Source organism: Herpetosiphon llansteffanensis, assembly GCF_003205875.1.
Classification (GTDB): Bacteria; Chloroflexota; Chloroflexia; order Chloroflexales; family Herpetosiphonaceae; genus Herpetosiphon; species Herpetosiphon llansteffanensis.
Map to the genome: position 1 here is coordinate 1 of NZ_PUBZ01000044.1, position 21,424 is coordinate 21,424.

19 protein-coding genes are annotated in these 21,424 nt (G+C 51.6%); 7 read left to right on the forward strand and 12 right to left on the reverse strand.

The features are described 5' to 3' along the window. Nucleotides 1–278 precede the first annotated feature (278 nt). Entirely contained in the window at nt 279–1,604 is a 1,326-nt protein-coding gene (locus tag C5S61_RS02525; RefSeq protein WP_110513546.1) for a cytochrome ubiquinol oxidase subunit I, read from the forward strand. Further along, complete coding sequence (locus C5S61_RS02530; protein ID WP_110513547.1) at nt 1,594–2,604, forward strand: cytochrome d ubiquinol oxidase subunit II; 1,011 nt, start codon at nt 1,594–1,596, stop codon at nt 2,602–2,604. Before C5S61_RS02525 ends, C5S61_RS02530 begins: the two co-directional genes overlap by 11 nt. Nucleotides 2,605–2,723: 119 nt before the next feature. On the opposite strand, the gene C5S61_RS02535 is transcribed toward C5S61_RS02530, so the two are convergent. The 7 genes from C5S61_RS02535 to C5S61_RS02565 form a co-directional block, all read right to left on the reverse strand. Continuing rightward, the gene (locus C5S61_RS02535; RefSeq protein WP_110513548.1) at nt 2,724–3,047 is read right to left on the reverse strand and encodes a hypothetical protein; all 324 of its coding nucleotides are present in this window, start codon (nt 3,045–3,047) and stop codon (nt 2,724–2,726) included. 364 nt (nt 3,048–3,411) lie between these two features. Continuing rightward, nucleotides 3,412–4,038: a lysophospholipid acyltransferase family protein gene (locus C5S61_RS02540; RefSeq protein WP_110513549.1), complete on the reverse strand. Its 627-nt coding sequence runs from the start codon at nt 4,036–4,038 to the stop codon at nt 3,412–3,414. Nucleotides 4,039–4,088: 50 nt separating this feature from the next. Further along, entirely contained in the window at nt 4,089–5,393 is a 1,305-nt protein-coding gene (gene hisS, locus C5S61_RS02545; protein WP_110513550.1) for a histidine--tRNA ligase, read from the reverse strand. Between the two features lie 41 nt (nt 5,394–5,434). Further along, the gene (locus tag C5S61_RS02550) at nt 5,435–7,045 is read right to left on the reverse strand and encodes a peptide ABC transporter substrate-binding protein (protein ID WP_110513551.1); all 1,611 of its coding nucleotides are present in this window, start codon (nt 7,043–7,045) and stop codon (nt 5,435–5,437) included. Nucleotides 7,046–7,154: 109 nt separating this feature from the next. Beyond that, complete coding sequence (locus tag C5S61_RS02555) at nt 7,155–7,445, reverse strand: 4a-hydroxytetrahydrobiopterin dehydratase (protein ID WP_110513552.1); 291 nt, start codon at nt 7,443–7,445, stop codon at nt 7,155–7,157. A 26-nt stretch (nt 7,446–7,471) separates the two neighbouring features. Further along, entirely contained in the window at nt 7,472–8,728 is a 1,257-nt protein-coding gene (locus C5S61_RS02560; RefSeq protein WP_164689197.1) for a glycosyltransferase, read from the reverse strand. 468 nt (nt 8,729–9,196) lie between these two features. Beyond that, nucleotides 9,197–10,108, reverse strand: coding sequence for a M15 family metallopeptidase (locus C5S61_RS02565; RefSeq protein ID WP_164689186.1), 912 nt, complete (start codon nt 10,106–10,108; stop codon nt 9,197–9,199). Nucleotides 10,109–10,609: 501 nt separating this feature from the next. On the opposite strand from C5S61_RS02565, the gene C5S61_RS02570 reads away from it, so the two are divergent. After that, nucleotides 10,610–11,557: a TolB family protein gene (locus C5S61_RS02570; protein ID WP_164689187.1), complete on the forward strand. Its 948-nt coding sequence runs from the start codon at nt 10,610–10,612 to the stop codon at nt 11,555–11,557. 72 nt (nt 11,558–11,629) lie between these two features. Here the strand turns inward: C5S61_RS02570 and dnaN are convergent, their stop codons facing one another. From dnaN to C5S61_RS02585, 3 genes are all read right to left on the reverse strand, one after another. Further along, nucleotides 11,630–12,775 (reverse strand): DNA polymerase III subunit beta, encoded by a 1,146-nt coding sequence (gene dnaN / locus C5S61_RS02575; RefSeq protein ID WP_110513556.1) that lies wholly within the window; start codon nt 12,773–12,775, stop codon nt 11,630–11,632. A gap of 88 nt (nt 12,776–12,863) precedes the next feature. Continuing rightward, nucleotides 12,864–13,499 (reverse strand): pyridoxamine 5'-phosphate oxidase family protein, encoded by a 636-nt coding sequence (locus C5S61_RS02580; RefSeq protein ID WP_164689188.1) that lies wholly within the window; start codon nt 13,497–13,499, stop codon nt 12,864–12,866. A 14-nt stretch (nt 13,500–13,513) separates the two neighbouring features. Then, a complete protein-coding gene (locus C5S61_RS02585) occupies nt 13,514–14,689 on the reverse strand; it encodes an alpha/beta hydrolase (protein WP_110513558.1) in 1,176 nt (391 codons plus the stop codon). A gap of 228 nt (nt 14,690–14,917) precedes the next feature. On the opposite strand from C5S61_RS02585, the gene C5S61_RS02590 reads away from it, so the two are divergent. Next, on the forward strand, nt 14,918–15,712 hold the full coding sequence (locus C5S61_RS02590) for a DUF899 domain-containing protein (protein ID WP_110513559.1): 795 nt from the start codon (nt 14,918–14,920) through the stop codon (nt 15,710–15,712). Between the two features lie 38 nt (nt 15,713–15,750). After that, on the forward strand, nt 15,751–16,539 hold the full coding sequence (locus C5S61_RS02595; protein WP_110513560.1) for an alpha/beta fold hydrolase: 789 nt from the start codon (nt 15,751–15,753) through the stop codon (nt 16,537–16,539). Nucleotides 16,540–16,577: 38 nt separating this feature from the next. Here the strand turns inward: C5S61_RS02595 and C5S61_RS02600 are convergent, their stop codons facing one another. Both C5S61_RS02600 and C5S61_RS02605 read right to left on the reverse strand, forming a co-directional pair. After that, nucleotides 16,578–16,883 carry a hypothetical protein gene (locus C5S61_RS02600; protein ID WP_110513561.1) on the reverse strand — a complete coding sequence of 102 codons (306 nt, stop codon included), beginning with the start codon at nt 16,881–16,883 and terminating at the stop codon, nt 16,578–16,580. Nucleotides 16,884–16,963: 80 nt separating this feature from the next. Continuing rightward, nucleotides 16,964–18,307 (reverse strand): aminoglycoside phosphotransferase family protein, encoded by a 1,344-nt coding sequence (locus C5S61_RS02605; RefSeq protein ID WP_110513562.1) that lies wholly within the window; start codon nt 18,305–18,307, stop codon nt 16,964–16,966. A 93-nt stretch (nt 18,308–18,400) separates the two neighbouring features. On the opposite strand from C5S61_RS02605, the gene C5S61_RS02610 reads away from it, so the two are divergent. Both C5S61_RS02610 and C5S61_RS02615 read left to right on the forward strand, forming a co-directional pair. Continuing rightward, the gene (locus C5S61_RS02610) at nt 18,401–21,031 is read left to right on the forward strand and encodes a winged helix-turn-helix domain-containing protein (RefSeq protein WP_110513563.1); all 2,631 of its coding nucleotides are present in this window, start codon (nt 18,401–18,403) and stop codon (nt 21,029–21,031) included. A gap of 118 nt (nt 21,032–21,149) precedes the next feature. After that, a complete protein-coding gene (locus tag C5S61_RS02615; protein WP_205701348.1) occupies nt 21,150–21,416 on the forward strand; it encodes a DUF8691 family protein in 267 nt (88 codons plus the stop codon). Nucleotides 21,417–21,424: the final 8 nt, after the last annotated feature.

Here is a 21,424-nt window from a genome sequence, read left to right on the forward strand (position 1 = left end):
GGGGCTGGGGATCAGGAAGTTTGACTATTGACTATTGACTATGGGATTTTGATAGTTGCAACAAATTTCCGCTAGCCTATAGCATTATTCTCCTTCGTGTCCTTCGCGCTCTTCGTGGTTGAGACGCGATGGATCAGGCTATGGGCTATGGTACCCTTGCAACTCCATTCTACGGTTAAGACCTGAGAATCATTCCAATCGTGATCCGATGGTTGGTGGGGCAATTCTGGGTACGCTTATGGCTAGGGGGTTCTCCAACATTTTGCGGAGGAATACACATGGATACGTTGACCGCAGCACGGGCGCAGATGGAAGTCTCGCTCGCGTTTCACATGGTCTTTGCGGCGCTAGGCATTGGCTTTCCCTTGCTGATGGTGATTAGCGAAGGATTGGGCTTGAAAACGGGGCAGGCTCATTATCTTGCGCTGGCCAAAAAATGGGCCAAAGCAACTGCCCTTACCTTTGCGATTGGCGCTGTTTCGGGCACGGCGCTGGCATTCGAACTGGGCTTGCTCTGGCCAACGTTTATGGGGTTTGCTGGCAGCATTATTGGCTCGGCGTTTACGCTTGAAGGCTTTGCCTTTTTTATCGAGGCAATTTTCTTGGGGTTGTATCTGTATGGCTGGAAGCGACTTTCGCCGCTGGCGCACTGGCTAACCGGCATTCCGGTGGCGATTAGCGGCATGCTTTCGGGAGCATTGGTTGTTGCGGCTAATGCTTGGATGCAAACGCCAGTTGGCTTTGATTTGGTCGATGGCAAGGCAGTTAATGTCAATCCGCTTGCGCCGTTTCTCTCGCCTGCGTGGCTTGATATGGCGCTACACTCAACTTTGTCGTGTTATATCGCAACTGGATTTGCAGTGGCTGGCGTGTATGCGATGGGCATGCTCAAAGGCCGCAACGATCGTTATCATCGCTCGGCATTAACGATTAGCCTTGGTTTGGCGACAGTAACCGCCTTGTTGCAACCAATTAGCGGCCATATTAGCGCCCAGCGCGTGGCCAAAGATCAACCAGCCAAGTTGGCCGCCATGGAAGCCTTGTTTGAAACCCAAGCTGGCGCACCCTTGTTGATCGGCGGGATTCCCGACCCTGAAACTGGCGAAATTCACTTTGGAATCGAGATTCCCAAAGCGTTGAGTTTTATGGCAACCAACGACTTTAATGCAGAATTACGCGGTTTAAATAGCTTTCCGCCTGATGAACGGCCAAATGTGGTGATTGCCCACATTGCTTTTCAAGTGATGGTTGGGGCTGGATTTGCCTTGATTGGCTTGGGCTTGTGGTTTTGGTGGCGGCGCTGGCGTGGTAATCTTGTTCTGAGTCGCAAACTATTATGGGCATTAGTGCTTGGCTCGCCATTGGGCTTTTTGGCCTTACAAGCAGGCTGGATTGTGACCGAGGTTGGCCGCCAGCCGTGGATTATCTACGAGGTGATGCGCACTCGTGATGCAGTAACCACCGTTGATGGCGTGCCACAGGTGTTTTATCTGTTTAGTTTGTTGTATATTGGGCTGGCAAGTGTGCTGGTTTATTTATTACGTAAACTTGCAACTGGCTATCCAACTGAAGCAAACGAAAGCGAGGCGACCAATGCCGCTTGAAGTGATTGTGGCCGCAATTGGCTTGCTGGGAGTCATCACCTATGCGATTTTGGCTGGAGCAGACTTTGGCGGCGGCATTTGGGATTTATTCGCGTGGGGGCCACGGCGGGCACAGCAACGTGATGCCATTGCCCATGCGGTTGGCCCCGTGTGGGAAGCAAATCATGTTTGGCTAATTTTTATTATCGTATTGCTGTTTACAGGCTTTCCGACGGCCTTCGCCGCCTTGAGCGTTGGCTTATTTGCGCCCTTTCATATTGCGCTCTTGGGCATTATTCTGCGCGGGGCGGCATTCGTTTTTCGGGCATATAGCCCGCAAAAAGCGCAAGAGCCAAGCCAAAGTAGCCAACGTTGGGGCACGATTTTTGGCGCAGCCAGCGTGATCACACCAGTGATTTTGGGCATGGCTTTGAGCGCGGTTTCTGCAGGCCAATTGCGGGTGATTGATGGCGTTGTGCAAAGTGAAGGCATTGTTTGGCTCACGCCGTTGGCGATTGCCATGGGCTTATTGGCCTTGGCGTTATGTGCCTATCTCGCGGCGGTGTATATGACGCTTGAAACCCGCGACGAACTGCAAGCAGATTTTCGCCAACGAGCGTTACTCGCAGGCACAGCAGTGGTTGGCCTCTCGCTTTTGAGTTTGCCCTTGCTGTATTTCAAGGCCCAACATTTGTGGGATGGCTTGATTAGCTTGCGGGCTGCGCCTGTGCTGGCGGTTGGAGTAGTTGCAGCTTTAATTTCGGGCTGGGCCTTGTTGCGTTGGCGCTTTCAACTGGCACGCGGCGCAGCAATTGTGCAAATTAGCTGCTTGTTGGCAGGCTGGGGCATTGCCCAATATCCCTATATTATTTACCCCGATGTGACCTTGGCAGCAGCAGCAGCACCGCGAGCAAGCTTGATTTTTATTTTGGTGGCCTTGCCGTTGGGCTTGTTAATGTTGTTGCCATCGCTGTGGTTTTTGTTCAAAGTGTTTAAAAGTGCGCCGCTTGAGGATGTATAGACTGCGATCTATAGTATGAGATCGGGAAACGTAGGGGGCATATGGCCCCCCTGCGTTGCAAAAATATGCATGTTGTGGATTACGTATCTCTCTAGTGCCCGATCCCCGATCCCCAAATCTCACGGTTGCGGCTGAGTATCAATTTCGAGCCAAGCGCCACGATCGTCGGGGAATATCATTGTCAGAATTGCAAATTTCTGGCCGTTAATCACCAAAGGTTGCTCCAACGAAACCGTTTGTTTTTCGCCAACGACCTCAAATTGCTGAGGGCGAACCTCGATGATTGCCGTGGTTTCGCCGCGTTTAAAACTGGTTAAGTGCAACCAAACCCCTGGCTGAAACTCGCTTGGTGGTACACCTCGTTTCAAAATAAAACTATCGGGCTTGGTCTGCGCATATTCAGGCAGGGCTGGGTTGGTAATTGAGGTTGGTTCGGTAGTCATACCACATGCTCCTACTATCACGAACAAACTTAACATCAAAATTCGTTGTAAAAGCTGCTGCATGGGCTTTTAGTCCTTTTCGTTAACTGCAACTTGATGCTCATTAACCTTAAAGTGATCATTGGATGCGGAAGTAGGAGGCAAAAGGTGCTCAATCAATCACAAATGAATATACCAAAAACTGCAATCAATTGTCAATAACATAGCGCTATAATAGTCGTTTAGATACAATTTTTAGTATTTTTTCTTGTTAGGAATTATTGAGGCATTGTATGCGAGAGCAGAGCGGATGTAGTTTCCACCAACAAAAAACGCAGGGGTTTTTAAGCCTCCCTGCGTTTCAACCATGCGCTGAAAAAAACGTTTATTCTTCTTTGGGGGCTTTAATTTGGACAGTGCCTTCTTGGGCAGGGAAGCGGCCAGCAGACATGCGTTCGTAGAATTCGCGCAACACTGCAAAATCGGCCTCAATATCGCCTGTTGGGTGCAGTAACGGGCCAAAACCAAGCACTTTGCGTTTGTAGTTGATATAGCTCATGCAAATCGGAATTTTGGCGTTCAAAGCGATATAGTAAAAGCCTGTTTTCCAGTGATCGGTTGCTTTGCGCGTGCCTTCAGGCGCAACCACCAAGACCAATTTTTCGTGGCGTTCGATCTCATCGACGACTTGTTGCACCGCGTTGTAGGTTTTATCGCGGCGAATCGGAATCCCGCCCAACCAGCGCATCAAGGTTTTAAAGGGAAAGCGAAACAGCGAATGCTTGCCAATCCAATAAATTGGCAGTTGGCGCGAAAAGGTTGCCAACAACATCACCGCAAAATCCCAGTTTGACGTGTGATAGGCCCCAATCGCAATCCATTTTGGTTCAGTTGGGATTGTACCTTCGACGTGCCAACCAAAAACTTTGAGGAAAAACTGCGCGAGCCAACGTAACGGACGGCCTGGTTGTAACGACATCCGCGATGGACGAAAGCCACGAAATCGCTTCATTGATGGTTCCTGTTGGGGCGGCAAGCCTACACCTGCCGCCAAAGGCTGAATTAGAGAGCGGTTTTGATCGCCGCTACGATCGCATCACGCGCCACTGCTTGCTGCTCGCCAGTGCGCAAATCTTTCAATTGCACCACGCCAGCAGCCAAATCGTCGGGGCCAAGCACGAGGGCAAAATTGGCACCCTTGCGATCAGCCTCTTTGAATTGGTTGGCAATTTTAACTGGATTATAGGCGGTGAGCACGCTCAGCCCTGCGGCGCGTAATTCGCCAGCCAAGCGCAAGCTTTCGTTCTGAAAATCGCTTGCAAACAGCGTTACATAGGCATCGATCGTGCGTTCTGGGCGTGGCCCCATATTAAGCTCAAGCATCAAATCAAACAAGCGCTCAAGCCCAAAGGCACAGCCAACCGTGGGTAACGAACGCTTGCTGAACATGCCAACCAAATTGTCGTAGCGCCCGCCACCTAATAACGATCCCATCGGCGGTGAATCGAGCACGGCTTCAAAGACACAGCCCGTATAGTAGGATAAGCCACGAGCCAAGCTGGGCGAAATCGTAAAGCTATCTGCCGGCACACCAAAGCTGGTCAATACATCGCAGATGGTGCGCAACGCTGCCACGGCGGCCAACGCAGGCGCATCATTGGCGAGCACACTTTCCATCTCGGCTAAAACTGCATCAACCGAGCCGCTAATGCCAACAAAATGCAAAACCCGCTCGGCAGCTTCAGCACTCACACCGCTTTTGAGCAATTCGTTGCGCACGCCGTCGTTGCCAATTTTATCGAGCTTGTCGATGGCGCGATAGACACCGCCAGCCTCGTTTTCAGCAACCCCAGCTACGCGAGCCAAGCCACTTAAAATCTCGCGGTGATTGAGCAAAACCTTTGCGCCAGTAAAACCAATCGCCCGCAAGCCTTCGACCACCACCGCCACGATTTCTGCATCGGCGATTGGGCTATCTACGCCGACGATATCAGCGTCGAGCTGCCAAAATTCACGGTAGCGGCCTCGGGCTTGGCGTTCGCCACGGAAGGATTGACCAAGTGCATAGCGTTTGAAAGGCATAGTCAATTTGCCTTCGTTTTGGGCCACAACCCGCGCCAATGGCACGGTTTGGTCGTAGCGCAGGGTTAACGCATCGTCACCATATTTCAAACGATAGAGCAATTTTTCTTCGTCGCCAATTTTGCCCTCAAGCGTGTCCGAGTATTCGACAATTGGCGTGGAAAGTGGTTCAAACCCATAGCGCTCTAAAACACCAATTAAGGTGTCGGTGATAAAACGCCGCAAGCGCATGGCTTCTGGCAGGTGGTCGCGCATGCCTTTGTAGGCGCGAGGAGTAATTGGCATAAATTCGGTTCCTTATGACAGGGCACAACGCCCCAACAGCGCTAGCGCTTGAGCGAAACGCCAGTTAAATCAAGCTCGCCCAAGGCAGTAATGGTGTAGCCATCGACATACGATTTTACCAAGGAATAATCGACACTATGCATCAGCGGAATAACCACAAAATCGCTGAGCAATTGTTCCTCTGCTTGGCGATAGAGTGCGCCACGTTTGTCGGCATCAGCTTCGGCCTTGGCTTGCTCAATCAATTGATCAAATTGGCTATTGCTATAGTTTGTGCGGTTGTATTGGCCATTGCTGCCAAACAACACCTCTAAAAAGTTCTGGGGATCAGGATAATCGGCGATCCAGCTGAGATCGTACAAATGGTAGTTATCGCGTTCGAGCGCTGCCAAATAATCGCCAAATTGATCTTGACCACGAATTTCAATCGTCACGCCAAGCTCATCTTTGGCAATTTGGGCTAGCAAACCAACGCCGCTGCCGCTGCTATAGCCAATGATCGGCGGAAATTTATCGACGCTGCCATAGCTCGATTCGCTGATCAATTGTTTGGCGCGGGCAATATCGGCGCGTGGCTCAGGCAAGCGCTCTGGCTCAGCTCCAGGCATACCAGGCGGCAAAATCCCACGGGCAGCAACAACCGAACCATTGTAGGAAACATCGGCCAATTTCACCCGATCGATCAACAAATAAAAGGCTTCGCGCACTTTGGGATCGTCGAATGGCGGTTGGTTGACGTTCAAGCCAATGTAGCTCAATTGGAGCTGTGGCGTGACGCGCAATTCAGCGTGTAATGGATCAGCTGCATCATTAATCCGATCAAGATCATAGGTGCCAATCGCGGTTACGTCGATTTCGCCTTGCTCGTATAAACCCAACGGATTGCTGCCTTCAGCGCCAATCAGATAGGTAATGCGATCCAATTTGGGGGCGCTGCCATAGTAGTATGGGTTAGGCACAAGCTCCATGCGGCGGCGATGGTTCCACAAATCGAGGGTAAACGGGCCAGAGCCATTGGGCTTTTCGCGCCAAGCGCTATTGCCCTCAACCGTGCGCCGATCAAGCACAAAGGCTGGTGGGTGGGTCAATTTGAGCAAAAACAGCGAGCTTGGCTGGCGCAGCGTAATTTCGATCGTCTGATCATCAACGACCTTGACCCCGCTGAGTGAGCTAGCTTTGCCAGTTACTTTTTCGAGCACGCCAGCAATATCATCGAGGTAGGTTGGCGAAACAATCGAACCAATACTGGGGTCGGTCGCTCGCTCGAGGCTCCAGCGCACATCTTCGGCAGTCAGCGGCGTGCCATCTGCAAAGCGAGTATTGCTGCGCAATTTGAAGGTATAGACCGTGCCATCAGCAGAAACATCGATCGTTTCGGCCAAATCGGGCACAGCCTCAAGATCGTTGTTGAGTGTTACCAAGCCACTAAACATCAAGCGCGCAATAAAGCCGCTGGTCGTATCGCCAACCAAGGCGGGGTCAATCGTGGCCGGATCGTCGCCTAAAGTCAGAATAAAGTTGCCACCACCGCCAGCTTGGCTTTGGGCGGCTGGAGTTGGCGCAGGTGCAGGCACTGAAGTTGGGCTGTTGCCAACTGCGCAGCCAACCAAACTGGTCAGCAATAATCCCACAATTGAAAGACGTTTAAACATAGCACTTCCTCGCTCAGATCCCGTCCACAAGCGACGGTTGAACTATTATAGTACACACAAATGGCACGAAGAACGCCCTTCGTGCCATTCTAGGTCAGCAGCAAATGGCTTATTGGGCTGCGGCAAACAGCTGATCGATCGTATCGGCCAAATCAAAATCTTTTTCGGTAATGCCCTTTGCATCGTGGGTCGAGAGGGCAATTGTGACCTTATTATAGCGAATGTCAATATCCGGATGATGATTGACTTCCTCAGCAGCATCGGCAATCTGCCGCACAAACTCAATTGCAAATGGAAAGGTTGCAAGGCTGTAGGTTTTGCTAATTTGGCCATCGACGATCGTCCAATCGCTGCGTTGCTCTAATGCTTGCTGCAATGCTGCCTTCGCCAAAACTGGCATAGTCACTCCTTTGTCGACACTTGGCGCTACATGGCTCCAACCACATCGGCATATGGTTCGCCACACACCACATGATCATACAATTCACGAATCTCGTGAGCGACGGCGGCCCAGCTATAGCCTTGGGCTGCTCGCACGCCGTTACGGCCTAATTGTAAACGCAATGGCTCATCATTCAAGAGCAAACTAATTTTTTCGGCCAAAGCTTCGGGATCTTCGCGCGGCACCAATAGGCCAGTTTCGCCATCGCGCACGGTGTAGCGCAACCCGCCAACGTTGGAAGCGATCACAGGTGTGCCACAAGCCATGGCTTCGAGCGCCACCATGCCAAATGATTCGTAGTGTGATGGCACCACGACCATATCGGCGGCGCTATAAAACAAAGGCAATTTACGCTGATCTTGCGAGCCTTGGAAGGTGACTAAATTACCAATGCCCAATTCGCCCTGCAAACGCCGCAAACGCCGCATCTCACTGCCCCATTGATCAGGTGTTTCGCGCCGATCGCCGCCAATGATGGCCAAACAAATATCGCCACGCAAGCTTGGTTGTTGCTCAGCCAACAAGGCTATTGAACGCAACAACGTATCAATCCCTTTGAGCGGCTCGATGCGGCCAACAAATAGCAACATGCGATGCGGATGCGGTGGAACGCCTAACTCTTTGCGTGCAACATGATGATCAATGGGGTGAAAATGATCAACATCAACCCCACAAGGCACAACCACAATTCGTTCCATGTCGGCGGCATAATGTTCGAGCATTTGGGCGCGATCAAGCGGCGTGGCCGCCACCACTCGATCAACCTCTTGCAACAACATGCGTTCAATTGCGATCCGTTGCTCGGTTTCAGCCTCATCGCCTCGGGCAATCGTATTTTTCATCGCGCCCAAGGTGTGAAACATATGGATGACTGGCGTGCCCCAAGCATGGCGCAACTCGAGCGCGGCAACGCCAGAGAGCCAATAATGGCTATGGACCACATCGTAATGAATATCTTCGCCATCAGCCACGCAGCGAATCCGATGCACAAACTCTGGCAGATAATCTAAAACCCAATTTTTATCGTAGGGTGCGGCGGGACCAACCCGCACCGCAAAAACGCGCACATTGGGCGCGAGATTGGTAATCAACGGCGTGTTTGGGTCTTGCGAACGGGTGTAGATATCGACTGCAACCCCTTGACGACCCAACTCACGGCTTAATTCACGAACATAGACATTCATTCCGCCGGCTTCTTTCCCACCCAAAGCAGCCAGAGGGCTTGAATGGACACTCAACATTGCAACGCGGCGCACAGCTACCTCCCGTGTGTGGTTTCTGCCATCAGCATACCACGAAACGGGCCATGCCTTCTGAAGGATGAAGGATGAAGGATGAAGGATGAGGGATGAGGGATGAACGCAAAAGTCAAAAGTCAAAAAGAACAGAGAACATAGGGAGTTAAATTTAACGCAGCGGCGCAGAGAAACGAGGCTATGGGCTGTTGGCTATTGGCTAGCGGAACATTGATTAAAATCCCCAACAATCTCACATAGCCAAAAGCCTAGAGCCTATAGCCTCATCTTCGTGCCCTTCGCGCTCTTCGCGGTTTCATGCTTCGTGGATCAATCCTTTAATGCAGAGGCGCAGAGCGACCGAAGGATGAAGGATGAAGGATGAAGCCTATAGCCCCATCTTCGTGCTCTTCGCGGTTTCGGGCCTTCGTATCCTTCGTGGCGAAAAATCTACCTGATCCCCGACCCCTACCCCTACTCCGCAACCGCAATCGGCGTGCTGGTTGGCAGCGGCACAAGTTCGGTCGGGGCAGCGCTCAGAATCGTACACGGATCATGGTCTGCATCGCAAATTCGTGGCAATTCAGGCGGAACCAACAGCGAATCGGTATCCAAATAGCCTTGATCATACAAGGCTTTGGCTGAAGCGCGGCCTTGCCAACGCCAATGCCATGGCTCGCTGGTATAGCCCATCAATTCATAGGTAATCAACTCGCCATCGCGATATTTGATCGGATACGATTGTACCCAGCCATATTTATAAGCATTAGCATTCAGCCAATCCTTCAAGGGATCGGGAATGCGGAAGCCAATTTCAGGAGCGCCTTGGGGTAAAAGATCGACCGTTAAGCCAGTTTGATGCTCGCTGGTGCCAGGTTTGGCGCTATAAGTTGCGGCGTAGGCAATCGCCTGTTTACGGCTAATCGGTTTGCCAGCTTGGGCGGCGCTACTCAGTTCGTATTGCACCCAGCCCTCGAAGGTGTTGGATTGCTCTGCATACGAACGATAGGCCGAACGAATTTCCAGCGCAAAACCATCACGGCGGGCAGCATCGATTAACTCTTTGAGGTCAGCAACCGCTTCGCTACGCAACAATTGGCCCGAACGCGAGCCACGCACCCCAGCCAAACGCAAATCAAGCAATTCGGCGTTGGCATCGAGCGCCGGAATCAGCGGCACAATCGTCGGGGTTGGAGTTTGAGTTGGGCGCGGCGTATTGGTTGGAGTTGGCAACGGAGTGCGTGTCGGCTTGGGCCTTGAAGTAGCACTTGGTGCGACCTTAGCATGTTGTAAAGGCACTTGGCGATCAACAAGCGCTGCCTGTGAAACCGTCCCACAGCCACCCAACACCAGTAAACCACATAACCCAGCCAGCAAAGACTTCACGCGAAAAACCCCAATTCGTTAGCCAACGCTTGCGATTGTACCAAAACCGCGCAATTGTGCAACTAGCATGCATCGTTATTGTGGTTTAGCTTTGGTCTGAATTACACTAACGATTTGGGTTGTGAAGCCAGCATTTGGATGAATTGTAGTTTTATAGGCTCCAAACTCCTGATCTGGCAAAAACAACACTTTGAGTACTATACTCTGATAGGAAATGGCGATCACTCGTATGGGTGATGTTAAGGGGGACATCTTTCGACTATAATCACTAGTGAGGATGATTTATCCCTCCCATTTACCATCACATTTTTGAGAGAACCATCCAAAAAAAATTTTTGGTAGGGAGAAACGAATGGCAGCTCCTATCAGACAGCTACATCAGGGAAGTTGGGTTCGACCAACGGCTATGCTCAAGCAGAGTATCCACCAATGAGCCGCCAAGCTTTTCGGCAGCTATGGTTTGCGAGCATTATCCTGAGCCTCATGGCTGGATGTATGACGATGAAGACGAGTGAAACAACTATTTTACCCTATACCCCTCAACCTTTACCCGCCCTAGAAGGCACGCCTGGCAAATATAGTGGCTTGGCATGGCTTGATCAGGGTTTAGTCGTTCAGGCGACAATACCAAGTGCACCATCAGGATTTCGGTTCTTTTGGGTTCAACAATCGATTGATCTCAGCAACCTAGTTGCAATTCCTGATGCCCCTGATGCAGATCTGACGTTCCATCATCGCCCAGAGCGGTTGCCTGATGGGCGCTTAGGGTTGATCTATGAGACGGGTATGAAGGTCATTGGCGCACCAACCGATCAACAGGGCTATGTTGCGTTTGATCCAACCAGCAATACCTTGACCGAATTAATTCCGCGACCGGCTCCGCGCGAGATTCTGGGCCATGGTCGCGTCAGCTGGAATCCAACCATGGATCGGGCTTTGGTCACTGATGCGCAAGAACTTGGCTCGCGGTTTTATTGGTGGACGGCAACAGGTGGCTTTGAACCACTCGATCTCGATGTCGCAGTAGCGCAGTATTTTGCCTGGTCGCCTGATGGCGCAACGATCGCCTTTTTTGGCAAACCACAGATCGGCTCTGGTGGCCCCAGCAGTGCCTTATCAAGCCCTGCCAATCTGTATTTGATGGATGCCGATGCAGGCAATCGGCGCATCATCCTTGAAACGGCCTACAACATTGCTGGCTTACAATGGTCGCCTGATGGCCGCTGGCTGGTCTTGGTTGCCCGCCTTGATGGTGGCCGTACTGTCGTGTGGTTGTTGAACCCAACCACGGGCGAACGCTTGCCGCTCACCCCACCAGGCAGGTATCAATGGCCTGCATGGTCGCCCGATGGCAGCCAGATTGCCGTCATTGCCTATGACCCCAAGAATACTGGCCAACGCGACCAGGATTATATCATCACGCTTGCTGTGCCACCCGAAGCCCGCTAACCCAGCCTAAAACGAAACAGGCAAGCCAACTCATTCTTGGCTTGCCTAGTGTTGAGTAAGCGAATTGCCTGCCTAGGGAATGCGCATGGGCATGACTAAGTGCAGATATTCATCGCCGCCAATTGGCCGAAACACGCCCGGCGAATTGGGAGTTTGGGTTTCCAAGGCCACTTGATCGGTATCAATTGCGCCAAGCGCTTCTTGCAAATAGCGCACATTCAAGGCCAATTTGCCATCGTCGCCATTGATTAACGCACTAATCGCCTCAACCGATTCACCGATTTCGGCAGCATTGGCATTAAGCAGCAAACGGCCAGGCTCGCTGCCATCGCCGCGCTCCATTGTCAAAGTGACAATGTTGCCAGCAGCCTGCGAGAACAGGGCAATCCGTTTGACGGCGCGGCTAAACTCGGCAGTTGAAATCACGCTGCGGGTGGTGTTATTGCTGGCTGGTGGCACAAAACGCTCGTAATCAGGAAACTTGCCATCAATCACCCGCGAAACAAAATCAACAGTATCGCTATGAAAAATAACTTGCCCGCCATTGGGCGTAATACTCATTGCAATCGGGTTTTCGCTGTCGCCAAGGGTGCGGCCCAATTCGGCCATAGCCTTGGAAGGAATCACCAACTCTGCATCGTGGGCCACTGCTTCGGGCAATTCGATTGTGCGCACCGCCAACCGATAGCCGTCAATCGCCGCGAAGGTTGCTTGCGTGCCGCTCAAACGAATCAGCACCCCTTGTAAAATCGGGTTGGGATTGGTATTTTCAGCAGCTGCTGCAACCACAACTTGGCCCACAACTTTGCGCAACAGCTCAGCTGGAATATAGGCCAACACTGGTTCGTCGCCAAGCGCAGGCATCGCCGGAAATTCATCAGCATCAATGCCTTTGATATTGGCTTTGGTGCCGCGACAGGTTACGGTTAAGGTCTGCGTGCGCGGATCAACTTCTAATTCAACGGTATCATTGGGCAAGTTGCCCACCAAATCCGATAATAATTTGGCTGGAATCGTAATTGCGCCATCTTCCTCGACTTTTGCGCCGACGAGGGCGGTAATTCCAATTTCAAGATTATTGCCAGCCAATTTGAGCCGACCACTTTCGGTTGCCAACAGAATATTTGCAAGTACAGGCAAGCTTGAGCGGCCTGCAACAGCATGGCCTGCCAAGGCTAAACCACGCTTTAGATTCTCTTGAAGACACGCTAGGCGCATAGAAAACTCGATCTCCTTGCCGCGATGCGGCAACGATAAGATTGCTACATCACTAAATGATCTAGCTCGTTATTATAGCATAATCGTTCTAAGGCGTTACCCATTGGGCAGTGTACGAACCATCATCAGCCCAGTTAAATTGAGCACGATAGTTGCCATTAAATTGTAATTGCAGCCAATCTAAACTGCGAATCGTGGTTGCAATCAGGCAAAAGTTTGGCCGCCCAACTTCACTTTCTGCCAGCGTTGGTTCGCGATCAAGCAAGGCTTGATTAAGCCCATGATTTGGCTCAGCACTGATTTCTCCGGGCGCAATGCCACAGTAGCAGCGTCGCCCCAACACTGCACTTTTTTGCCACGCCGCCTCAACCAACGCATCGCTGGTATGAATTTCGGCCAATGCTCGAATGCGCAATTGCAAACGCGCAGCAGGATGATACAACAACCAACTCACCCGTGGATCACGTTCGAGCACAGCAAGCTTGGGCGAACGCAGATCGCTGTGAAACCATAAACGCCGCGTTGTCGGATCAAACCCGCGCAGCACAACCACCCGTTGATCGCTGCCATGCTCGTCGCTCGTCCCAAGCACTGGCGTATGGAACGGATCATGGCGAGCATGGACGGCGTGTTCAATCAAGCCCCAGGCATGCTCCAGCAGCATTTCAAAATTGACTGGTTGGCTAAAATCCAGCGGTTTTGCTAATTCAAGGCTCCTACTCATAGGCATTCTCCTAATTATTGCAAAGCTTGGGCTAAAAATCGCATCACGTAGGGCTGCACTTGCTGGTTGCTCACGCCATGCAGATTGAAATCAAAGCCATGGTTGGCCAAGGGCAATTCAATCATGGTATAGGGACGATTGGCTTGCGCCAAGGCATCGGCGACGACATCTGCATCAAGCGGACGAATAAATTGATCGCGCCCACCATGCAGTAATAAGGTTGCTGGAGTTGTTTGATTGACCCATGTGGCAGGACGCGCTTGGCGGTAGGCTTCAGCATGCGCTTCGGGCGGCCCACCAAGATAATCATCTAACGCTCCCGGCGCAAGCTCAGGCTTAATCACGTTGTAATAATCAAGCCGCGTTGGCGCATAATAGCTGACCACAGCTCGTACGCTGGTATCGGGCGCATCGCAACTGGGAGCAATGCTGGCATCGGAATAGGCTGCGATCAAGGCTAATTGCGCCCCAGCCGAGCGCCCAACCAAGCCCAAACGCTGCGGATCAACCCCGAAACGTTCTGCATTGCGCCGCACATAGCCAATTGCACATTTAACATCGCTTACCGCCGCCGGAAACTGGGATTGCGGCGCTAAGCGATAGCTAATATCAAACACAACATAGCCTTGGCCCGCCGCCCAACGATTCCAAGCTGGAATATCACCTTTGCCGCCACCGCGCCACGAGCCGCCATGCACCACCACCAACGCCGGAGCATTAACTGGCGCAGTTGGCGGCACATAAATATCAACCAGCAACGACTCGCCTGCCACCTCTGCATAAACCGTATTTTGTTCGCGCAATACACCTTGCGGCGCATCATCGCCAAGAGCAAATTGGGTTAGGCGGAAGGTGCCAGCCCCAGCATCAACCACCGCTGGCTGATTCGAGCGCACCCGCAAATCGGTCAATAAGCCGCGCAGCAACATGCCTGCAATAATAAAAAAGCTGATCATCGCCAGCAAACCCGTCAAACGATTGATCAAGCGCCATACGCCGTTGGGCGGTGCAAGCCCAAACAAGCAGCCAACCCCAACCAAAAGAACCAGTAAAAACCATGGTGCCCATTCTTGGGCCGCAATGCCAAGCTGAAAAAAGATAAAATTGGGCGCTGGTAAGACCAGCATCGCAGCACTGACCAAGGCCAACAGCACAATTGGCAGCATAATTGCAGTTAAGGCGATACGCACACAGGCTCCTTTATAACGGATTCGGCGTTATTGTACTGCCTTTTGTCCGAGAATTATAGCCAGCAGAATGCCCAATTACTGTCACAATTTTCACTTGTTTTTTTGAAGTTAATACTTGTATTTTTATAGTTAAGCTGCTAGAATCAACGCACAAATGTTTCATTTCAGCACACCATTTCCAGCCAATAGCATTGAGCGCTTGTATTTTCGTGATTCAAGGAGCCTACTATGACCAAGATTGCGCCGCAGTCAATCGCGTTTGTCAGCAACGAGGCATCAACCATGCCCACGATTGTTGATCGCCAGAGCTTCCAAGCCAACGTCGATACGCTACGCATTCGCGAGAAAGCACTTACCCGTGAGGCCGATGCGATCGCCGCCGAACGTCGTCAGTTGCCAATGGTCGAGGTCGATGGATTAACGCCGGTGGTTGGACCAAACGGCGTAGTTCCTTTGATCGAGGCCTTTGATGGTCGCCAACAGCTGATAGTCGCCTATATGATGTGGCACGAGGGCAAATCGGCAGCCGAACAATGCCAAGGCTGCACGATGGTTATCAACCATATCCCCGAACTAGGCTATTTGCACAGCCGCGATGTGACACTTGCCGTCTTCTGCCAAGGGCCGTTTGAGCCAAGCAATCGCTATCGCGAGTTTATGGGCTGGATAATGCCATGGTATTCGGTTCCCAGCAACTCGGTTGAGCCATTGATTGCTGGTCGCCATTTTGGCATGTGGGCCTGTTATCTGCGCCAAGGCGAGCGCGTTTTCGAAACGTATTGGACGACCGACCGTGGTTGCGAGCACATGGGTAGTTCATTTGCCATGCTCGATCTGACCGTTTATGGCCGTCAAGAGGTTTGGCAAACTGTACCAACTGGCTGGCCACAGCAGTTTTTCAATACCATGTGCCTGCCAAATGAACATCCTTTGGCCACACGCCCAATTGCCCAGTGGTCACGCCTAGCCCAAGGACATGCCGACGATCTCTATCCTAGCACGAACGCAAATCCGACCGAGTAACTATTAATTTAAGTGGCCTTTTGAATGGAGCAGTGCAAATGTTGGTAAAAAGTGGCTATGCCCCGATTAATGATCTTCAACTCTACTATGAGATTCATGGCAGCGGCCAGCCGTTGATTTTGCTGCATGGCGGATTAGGCGGCATTGGAATGTTTAGCGATTTACTGCCAGCCCTCGCCGAGCATTATCAAGTGATTGGGGTTGACCTCCAAGGCCATGCTCGAACGCTCGACATTCCACGGCCAATGAGTTATAGCGCGCTTGCCGATGATGTCGCTGGATTAATCGCCTACCTCGGTCTGAACCACGTTGACGTAGCAGGCTTCTCGCTTGGTGGTGGGGTTGCGCTCCAAACCGCAATTCGCTATCAACAGCTAGTGCGCAAAGTCGTTTTGCTTTCTACGCCATTCCGCGATACTGGCTGGTATCCGACGGTGCGCGCTGCAATGGGCAGCCTGAATGAAGCAGCAGCAGCAGCAATGGTTAACTCAATTCCCTATAATTTTTACCAGGAATACGCCCCCAATCCAGCTAATTGGCCTCAGTTAGTGTGCAAAACTAGCGCGATGCTCAACCAAGCCTACGATTGGAGCAACGATCTTGCCAAACTCCAAAGCCCATGCTTATTAATCCAAGGCGATGCAGATAGTATTCCGCCAAGCCATGCGGTCGAATTTTTTGAATTGCTTGGCGGGGCACAAGGCGATGGTGATGCAGGAAAAGGCAGCCAATCGCAATTAGCAATTTTGCCCAATACCGACCACTTTAGCATTATCGGGCGAACCGACCTTTTGATCCCAAGCATCAATCAATTTTTGGCTGATTAAGCGCAAAGGGCGTAGCTTGGCTATGTCCTAGCCAGTACTCATGCAAGCGGATTGCAGGTTTGGCAATATTTAATTGCAGCATCTGGTTGATAATAATTGCGCCATGTTTCTAATTGATCGACTGCGAAGGCAGCAACTTTATATTGAGTACGAGTTGTAAATGCGCCAGCATCCATGCCTGGGCCACGCCGAATATGGCCACAATTTGAGCGATGAACAACATGCGGACCGACAATCGACGATCGAAATACATTCAAAATAAAGCCTTCTGGATGCTGCTCCATCCAATTAAAGTAGCCTTCATCATCACCATCAAACATGATGCAATGGAGATTTTGGCTCATTATTGCTCACTCCTTAGGCAAAAAATCAAATACATCCAGCCATTAGCCCGATCATACCAGTTAATCTGAGCGGATTCAAATTATTCAGCGTTTAGGCCAGCGAGGGCTTGATTGACCCAAAATGGCAAGGCCCAAGCAAATTCTATGCGCGCAGTTGGCGCTAACGCATGCAGCAACGCTTGATAGGTTAAGGCTTGATGCAGCGCATACAACGGCTCAATCTGCTCAAACAACGCTTCTAGGCGCTCGATTGGCTCGTACTCCAGCCATTGGGTCAAATAGGCAGTGCGTAATTGATGCTTGATGCTTGGATCTGGCTCATGAAAAACATCTTGCAAATCGAAAAATGGGTGGCTCAACGCAGCCCCAGCCCAATCGAAAAAGCAATAACCATTACTCTGTTTGGCAACATTGCGCAGGTGCAAATCGCCATGACAGAGCGTCGTTGGAATAGTATAGGTTTGTAGCTGCTCGCAACGTTGCTGCAAACGCGCAATTTGAGCTACCAAGCGTGCATGCAATTCAGTACCAAGCGCCGCGGCCACCAACGGATCAGCGGCAAAAGGGTCAATTGATGCGCTTAGCACAGCGAGATCACGCCGCACCCAACCAAGCGCCGCCAACTGCTCAATAAAGCCCAACGAGGCTTGTTGAATGCGGGCAAAGCTAGTCAAAACATCGGCACGAGTGGCAACACTAGCATTTGGAGCTAAATCCGGCCCCAAATCAGCCAGCAACAGATATTCTGGTGCATGCGGCGCTAAAATTGGGGTTGGCACATGCTTGGGCAAATAGCTGGCGAGAGTCGCTAATACCTGGCTTTCAGCAAGCATCAATCGAGTTTGCAACGCTGTTTTGCAATAAATCCAGCCTTGATCGCTGGCAATTCGCGCCACAAACGATAAATTTGAAGTTTTAACTTGCTCAATCGGGCCAGTTATGTGATAGCCAAGATCGGTTAATGTTTGGCGCAGCCAGATTGCCCAAACTTGATACCAGCCTAAGCATGCCCAAGCCACTGGTTGCAACGGCAATTCCGGTGTAGCCAGCACAGCAAAAAATGCTTGGGCCGCAGCATAATGCTCAGGATTGATAAACAAGGCCGCATCCACATCGGCCACAGCCAACCAGCGACAATTGCGCGGCAAGGCTGATTGCTGTTCATGCACTTCGAGCACGCGCAGCGACTTAACCGTCTGGCTGGTTTGATCAATGTCTTGGCGCAGCAATTGGAGAATCGTGCTCACCACGCCATAGGTTTCGAGCACCAGTTGATTAATGGTCTGGAGCGGAACGAGCCAAAGCTGGGCGATGGGCAAGCGTGGAATGCGCCACCCTTGGGCTGATTGTTCAATTAATATCCGTTGCGTTTGAGCATCAAATACTATTACGTCAACTTGCGATTGCCATTGAGTTGCATCCATCGCTGCTCCACTGCTAAGCCGTTCATCAACGCTAACACTCTGCTGGGTGTGGTTGGATTGACGCGGCAAATCGGCCCACTCTATAATTGAGCTATGCCAATATCCATTCTAGCAACCAAGCTCCATCTGCCGCAACCACGCCCAAACGGGGTGGCCCGTCCGCATTTAATCGCGCGTTTAGAGGCTGCCCAGCATTGTGGCTTGCAGTTAATTTCGGCTCCAGCTGGCTTTGGCAAAAGTAGTTTGCTCAGCGAATGGCAGGCCAGCACCCAGCAGCAGGTGGCATGGCTCGCACTCGACGAAGGCGATAACGATCCCAGCCGATTTTTCAGCTATCTTGTTCATGCCATCCAAACGATTGTGCCCAGTATTGGCGGGGCAGCATTGAGCTTAATTCAAGCCCAGCCACAGGCCATCGAACAAGCGCTGATTAGCTTGATCAATGAAATAAGTGGCCGCAGCGAAAGCATCAGCTTGGTGCTTGATGATTATCATGTGATCGAAAACCATGCGCTTGACCAAGCACTGAGCTTTTTACTGGAACATCTACCAGCTGGGTTGCGTTTGCTCATCGCCACTCGTGAAGATCCGAATTTGCCGTTGGCGCGGCTGCGTGCGCGTGGCCAACTCCACGAATTGCGCAGCGCCGACCTGCGATTTAGCCTCGCTGAAGCCCAACAATTTCTCAATAATGCGATGCAGCTCGATCTGAGTGGAGCAGAAGTTGCGGCCTTAGAAGCGCGCACCGAAGGTTGGATTGCAGGCTTGCAATTGGCAGGGCTTTCGATGCAGCACCAGCCTGATCGCCAAAGTTTTATTGCTTCGTTCACTGGCAGCCACCATTTTGTGATGGATTATTTGCTTGAAGAGGTGCTGCAACACCAACCGCCAGCAATTCAGCAATTTTTATTGCACAGCTCAATCCTCAATCGCATGTGTGGCTCGTTATGCGATGCGCTCCTGCCAAGCAACGAACAAACTGGCCAAAGCACGCTCGAATATCTTGAACAAGCCAATATGTTTATTGTGGCGCTTGATCACGAGCGCGGCTGGTATCGCTATCATCATTTGTTTGGCGAATTGTTGCGCCAACGCTTGCAACGCAGTTTGGCGCAGCAAACAACAACCAGCCTCGAAGCGTTACACATTCGCGCCAGCACGTGGTTTGAGCACAATGAGTTAGAAATTGAAGCGTTTGAACATGCCGCCGCTGCCAACGCCATCGAACGCGCTGAACGCTTAATCGAAGGCAAACGCGTGCCGCTGCAATTTCAAGGCGCATTGCTGCCAATTATGCATTGGCTGCAAGCCTTGCCGACCAGCGTGTTTAATCAATATCCCTCACTCTGGGTCACCGCAGCCTCGGTTTGGCTGGCAACAGGCCAAGTTAATGGCATTGAGCAACGCTTGCAAGCAGCAGAACAAGCCTTGACTAGGCATGAACAAAGCCCAAAATTCCAAGATTTAATCGGGCGAATCGCGGCAATTCGCGGCACGCTGGCGCTCAGCCAAAACGATGCAGGCCAAATTATCGCCCAATCTGAACGCGCTTTGGCCCACCTTGCGCTTGATAATCTCTCGTTTCGCACCTCGACAGTTTGGAAATTGGGCTATGCCTATCAGTTACAAGGCCAACGCGGCGCGGCCAAACATGCCTACGAGCAAGCAATTAGCATCGGCCAGCGCTCAGGCAATTTGGTCACGGTGCTCTTGGCTTCAATCGGTTTGGGCAATCTCCACGAAAGTGATAATCGGCTCAAACTTGCGACGACGACCTACCAGCAAGTGCTTAACGCTTGCAGCAACCTTGGTTTGCCTGCGGCCAATTGTGGAGCCGAGCTTGGCCTCGCCCGCATATATTATCAAGCGAATCAGCTTGATTTAGCAGAGCAGTATTATCAACGGGCGTTGCAATCAGCCCAATTATTACAGCACACCGATCGCGAAGTCGCCTGTCAGGTAGTTAAAGCACGCTTGTTAATTGCCCAAGGCCAGTTTGAGCAAGCAAGTTTGCTGTTGGAGCAAGCGCAGATTGCGGCCCAACAGCATCGTCACACCACCCAGCATGCTAAAATTGCCGCCGAACAGATACGCATTCATTTGCTGCGCGGCCAAATCCAAGCAGCCCAACAGCTGGCCCAAAGCCACAACCTAGCAATTGGCCAAGCTCAAGTATTGTTGGCCCAGCAACAGCCAAGTGCCGCCTTAGCCGTGCTCAAGCCAGCACTCGAACAAGCCCAAGCAAACGGCTGGCACGACCAACAGTTGTGGTTGAGTTTAATTCAATGCTTAGGCTTAGCAGCGCTGGGCGAGCAGGGCCAAGCCTTGCAAATCCTCACAAAAATCTTGATTACTGCAGAAAGCGAGGGTTTTGTGCGCATTTTCCTTGATCATGGCAGTGCAATGCAAACCCTGCTCGCCAGCATCAATCCTCAATCAGCCCAAGCAGCTTACCGCGATGCTTTGCTCGCACAATTTGCCAGCGAGCACCCCAAGCAACTGTATCCCGCCGCCCCAAGCTTGCTTGATCTGCTGAGCCAACGTGAGCGCGAAGTGCTGCACCTCATCGCCCAAGGCTATTCAAATCAGGCAATCTGCCAACAACTCCACCTTGCCTTGGATACCGTCAAAGGCCACAATCGACGAATTTTTGAAAAACTTCAGGTTCAGCGGCGCACCGAGGCGGTAGCCCGCGCCCGCGAATTGGGCTTGCTCAGCCAATAATCCGCAACTCGCACACAACAACACTTTGGTGTCTAACCAAACTCAGCTCAATTGCCTATGCTAGCAGGTAGTTGAGCCGTTGACATTGGGCGCGGCGCTTGTTCCAGCAGAGGCAGTGATGACCAACTACCAGCAACGAGCACCAGAAGCAATGATCTATCAAATTTGCCTGCGTGGCCAGCTTGATCAGACCTGGGCCGAATGGTTTGCAGGCTTGGAAATCGTTGCGCTGACCAATGGCGATACGCTTTTAGTTGGCCTGATTGCCGATCAAGCAGCCTTGTATGGCCTGATCAAAAAAATTCGCGATTTGGGCATGCCCTTAATTTCGCTAATGCCGCTGAACTCAACAACGAGCAGCTTCAATCCACATGAACAAGTATAACCTGGAGT

Coding starts and splice junctions, on each gene's coding strand:
- C5S61_RS02525 (WP_110513546.1), top strand. CDS start 279: ATGGATACGTTGACCGCAGCACGGGCGCAGATGGAAGTCTCGCTCGCG.
- C5S61_RS02530 (WP_110513547.1), top strand. CDS start 1,594: ATGCCGCTTGAAGTGATTGTGGCCGCAATTGGCTTGCTGGGAGTCATC.
- C5S61_RS02535 (WP_110513548.1), bottom strand. CDS start 3,047: ATGACTACCGAACCAACCTCAATTACCAACCCAGCCCTGCCTGAATAT.
- C5S61_RS02540 (WP_110513549.1), bottom strand. CDS start 4,038: ATGAAGCGATTTCGTGGCTTTCGTCCATCGCGGATGTCGTTACAACCA.
- hisS (WP_110513550.1), bottom strand. CDS start 5,393: ATGCCAATTACTCCTCGCGCCTACAAAGGCATGCGCGACCACCTGCCA.
- C5S61_RS02550 (WP_110513551.1), bottom strand. CDS start 7,045: ATGTTTAAACGTCTTTCAATTGTGGGATTATTGCTGACCAGTTTGGTT.
- C5S61_RS02555 (WP_110513552.1), bottom strand. CDS start 7,445: ATGCCAGTTTTGGCGAAGGCAGCATTGCAGCAAGCATTAGAGCAACGC.
- C5S61_RS02560 (WP_164689197.1), bottom strand. CDS start 8,728: ATGTTGAGTGTCCATTCAAGCCCTCTGGCTGCTTTGGGTGGGAAAGAA.
- C5S61_RS02570 (WP_164689187.1), top strand. CDS start 10,610: ATGAAGACGAGTGAAACAACTATTTTACCCTATACCCCTCAACCTTTA.
- dnaN (WP_110513556.1), bottom strand. CDS start 12,775: ATGCGCCTAGCGTGTCTTCAAGAGAATCTAAAGCGTGGTTTAGCCTTG.
- C5S61_RS02580 (WP_164689188.1), bottom strand. CDS start 13,499: ATGAGTAGGAGCCTTGAATTAGCAAAACCGCTGGATTTTAGCCAACCA.
- C5S61_RS02590 (WP_110513559.1), top strand. CDS start 14,918: ATGACCAAGATTGCGCCGCAGTCAATCGCGTTTGTCAGCAACGAGGCA.
- C5S61_RS02595 (WP_110513560.1), top strand. CDS start 15,751: ATGTTGGTAAAAAGTGGCTATGCCCCGATTAATGATCTTCAACTCTAC.
- C5S61_RS02600 (WP_110513561.1), bottom strand. CDS start 16,883: ATGAGCCAAAATCTCCATTGCATCATGTTTGATGGTGATGATGAAGGC.
- C5S61_RS02605 (WP_110513562.1), bottom strand. CDS start 18,307: ATGGATGCAACTCAATGGCAATCGCAAGTTGACGTAATAGTATTTGAT.
- C5S61_RS02610 (WP_110513563.1), top strand. CDS start 18,401: ATGCCAATATCCATTCTAGCAACCAAGCTCCATCTGCCGCAACCACGC.
- C5S61_RS02615 (WP_205701348.1), top strand. CDS start 21,150: ATGACCAACTACCAGCAACGAGCACCAGAAGCAATGATCTATCAAATT.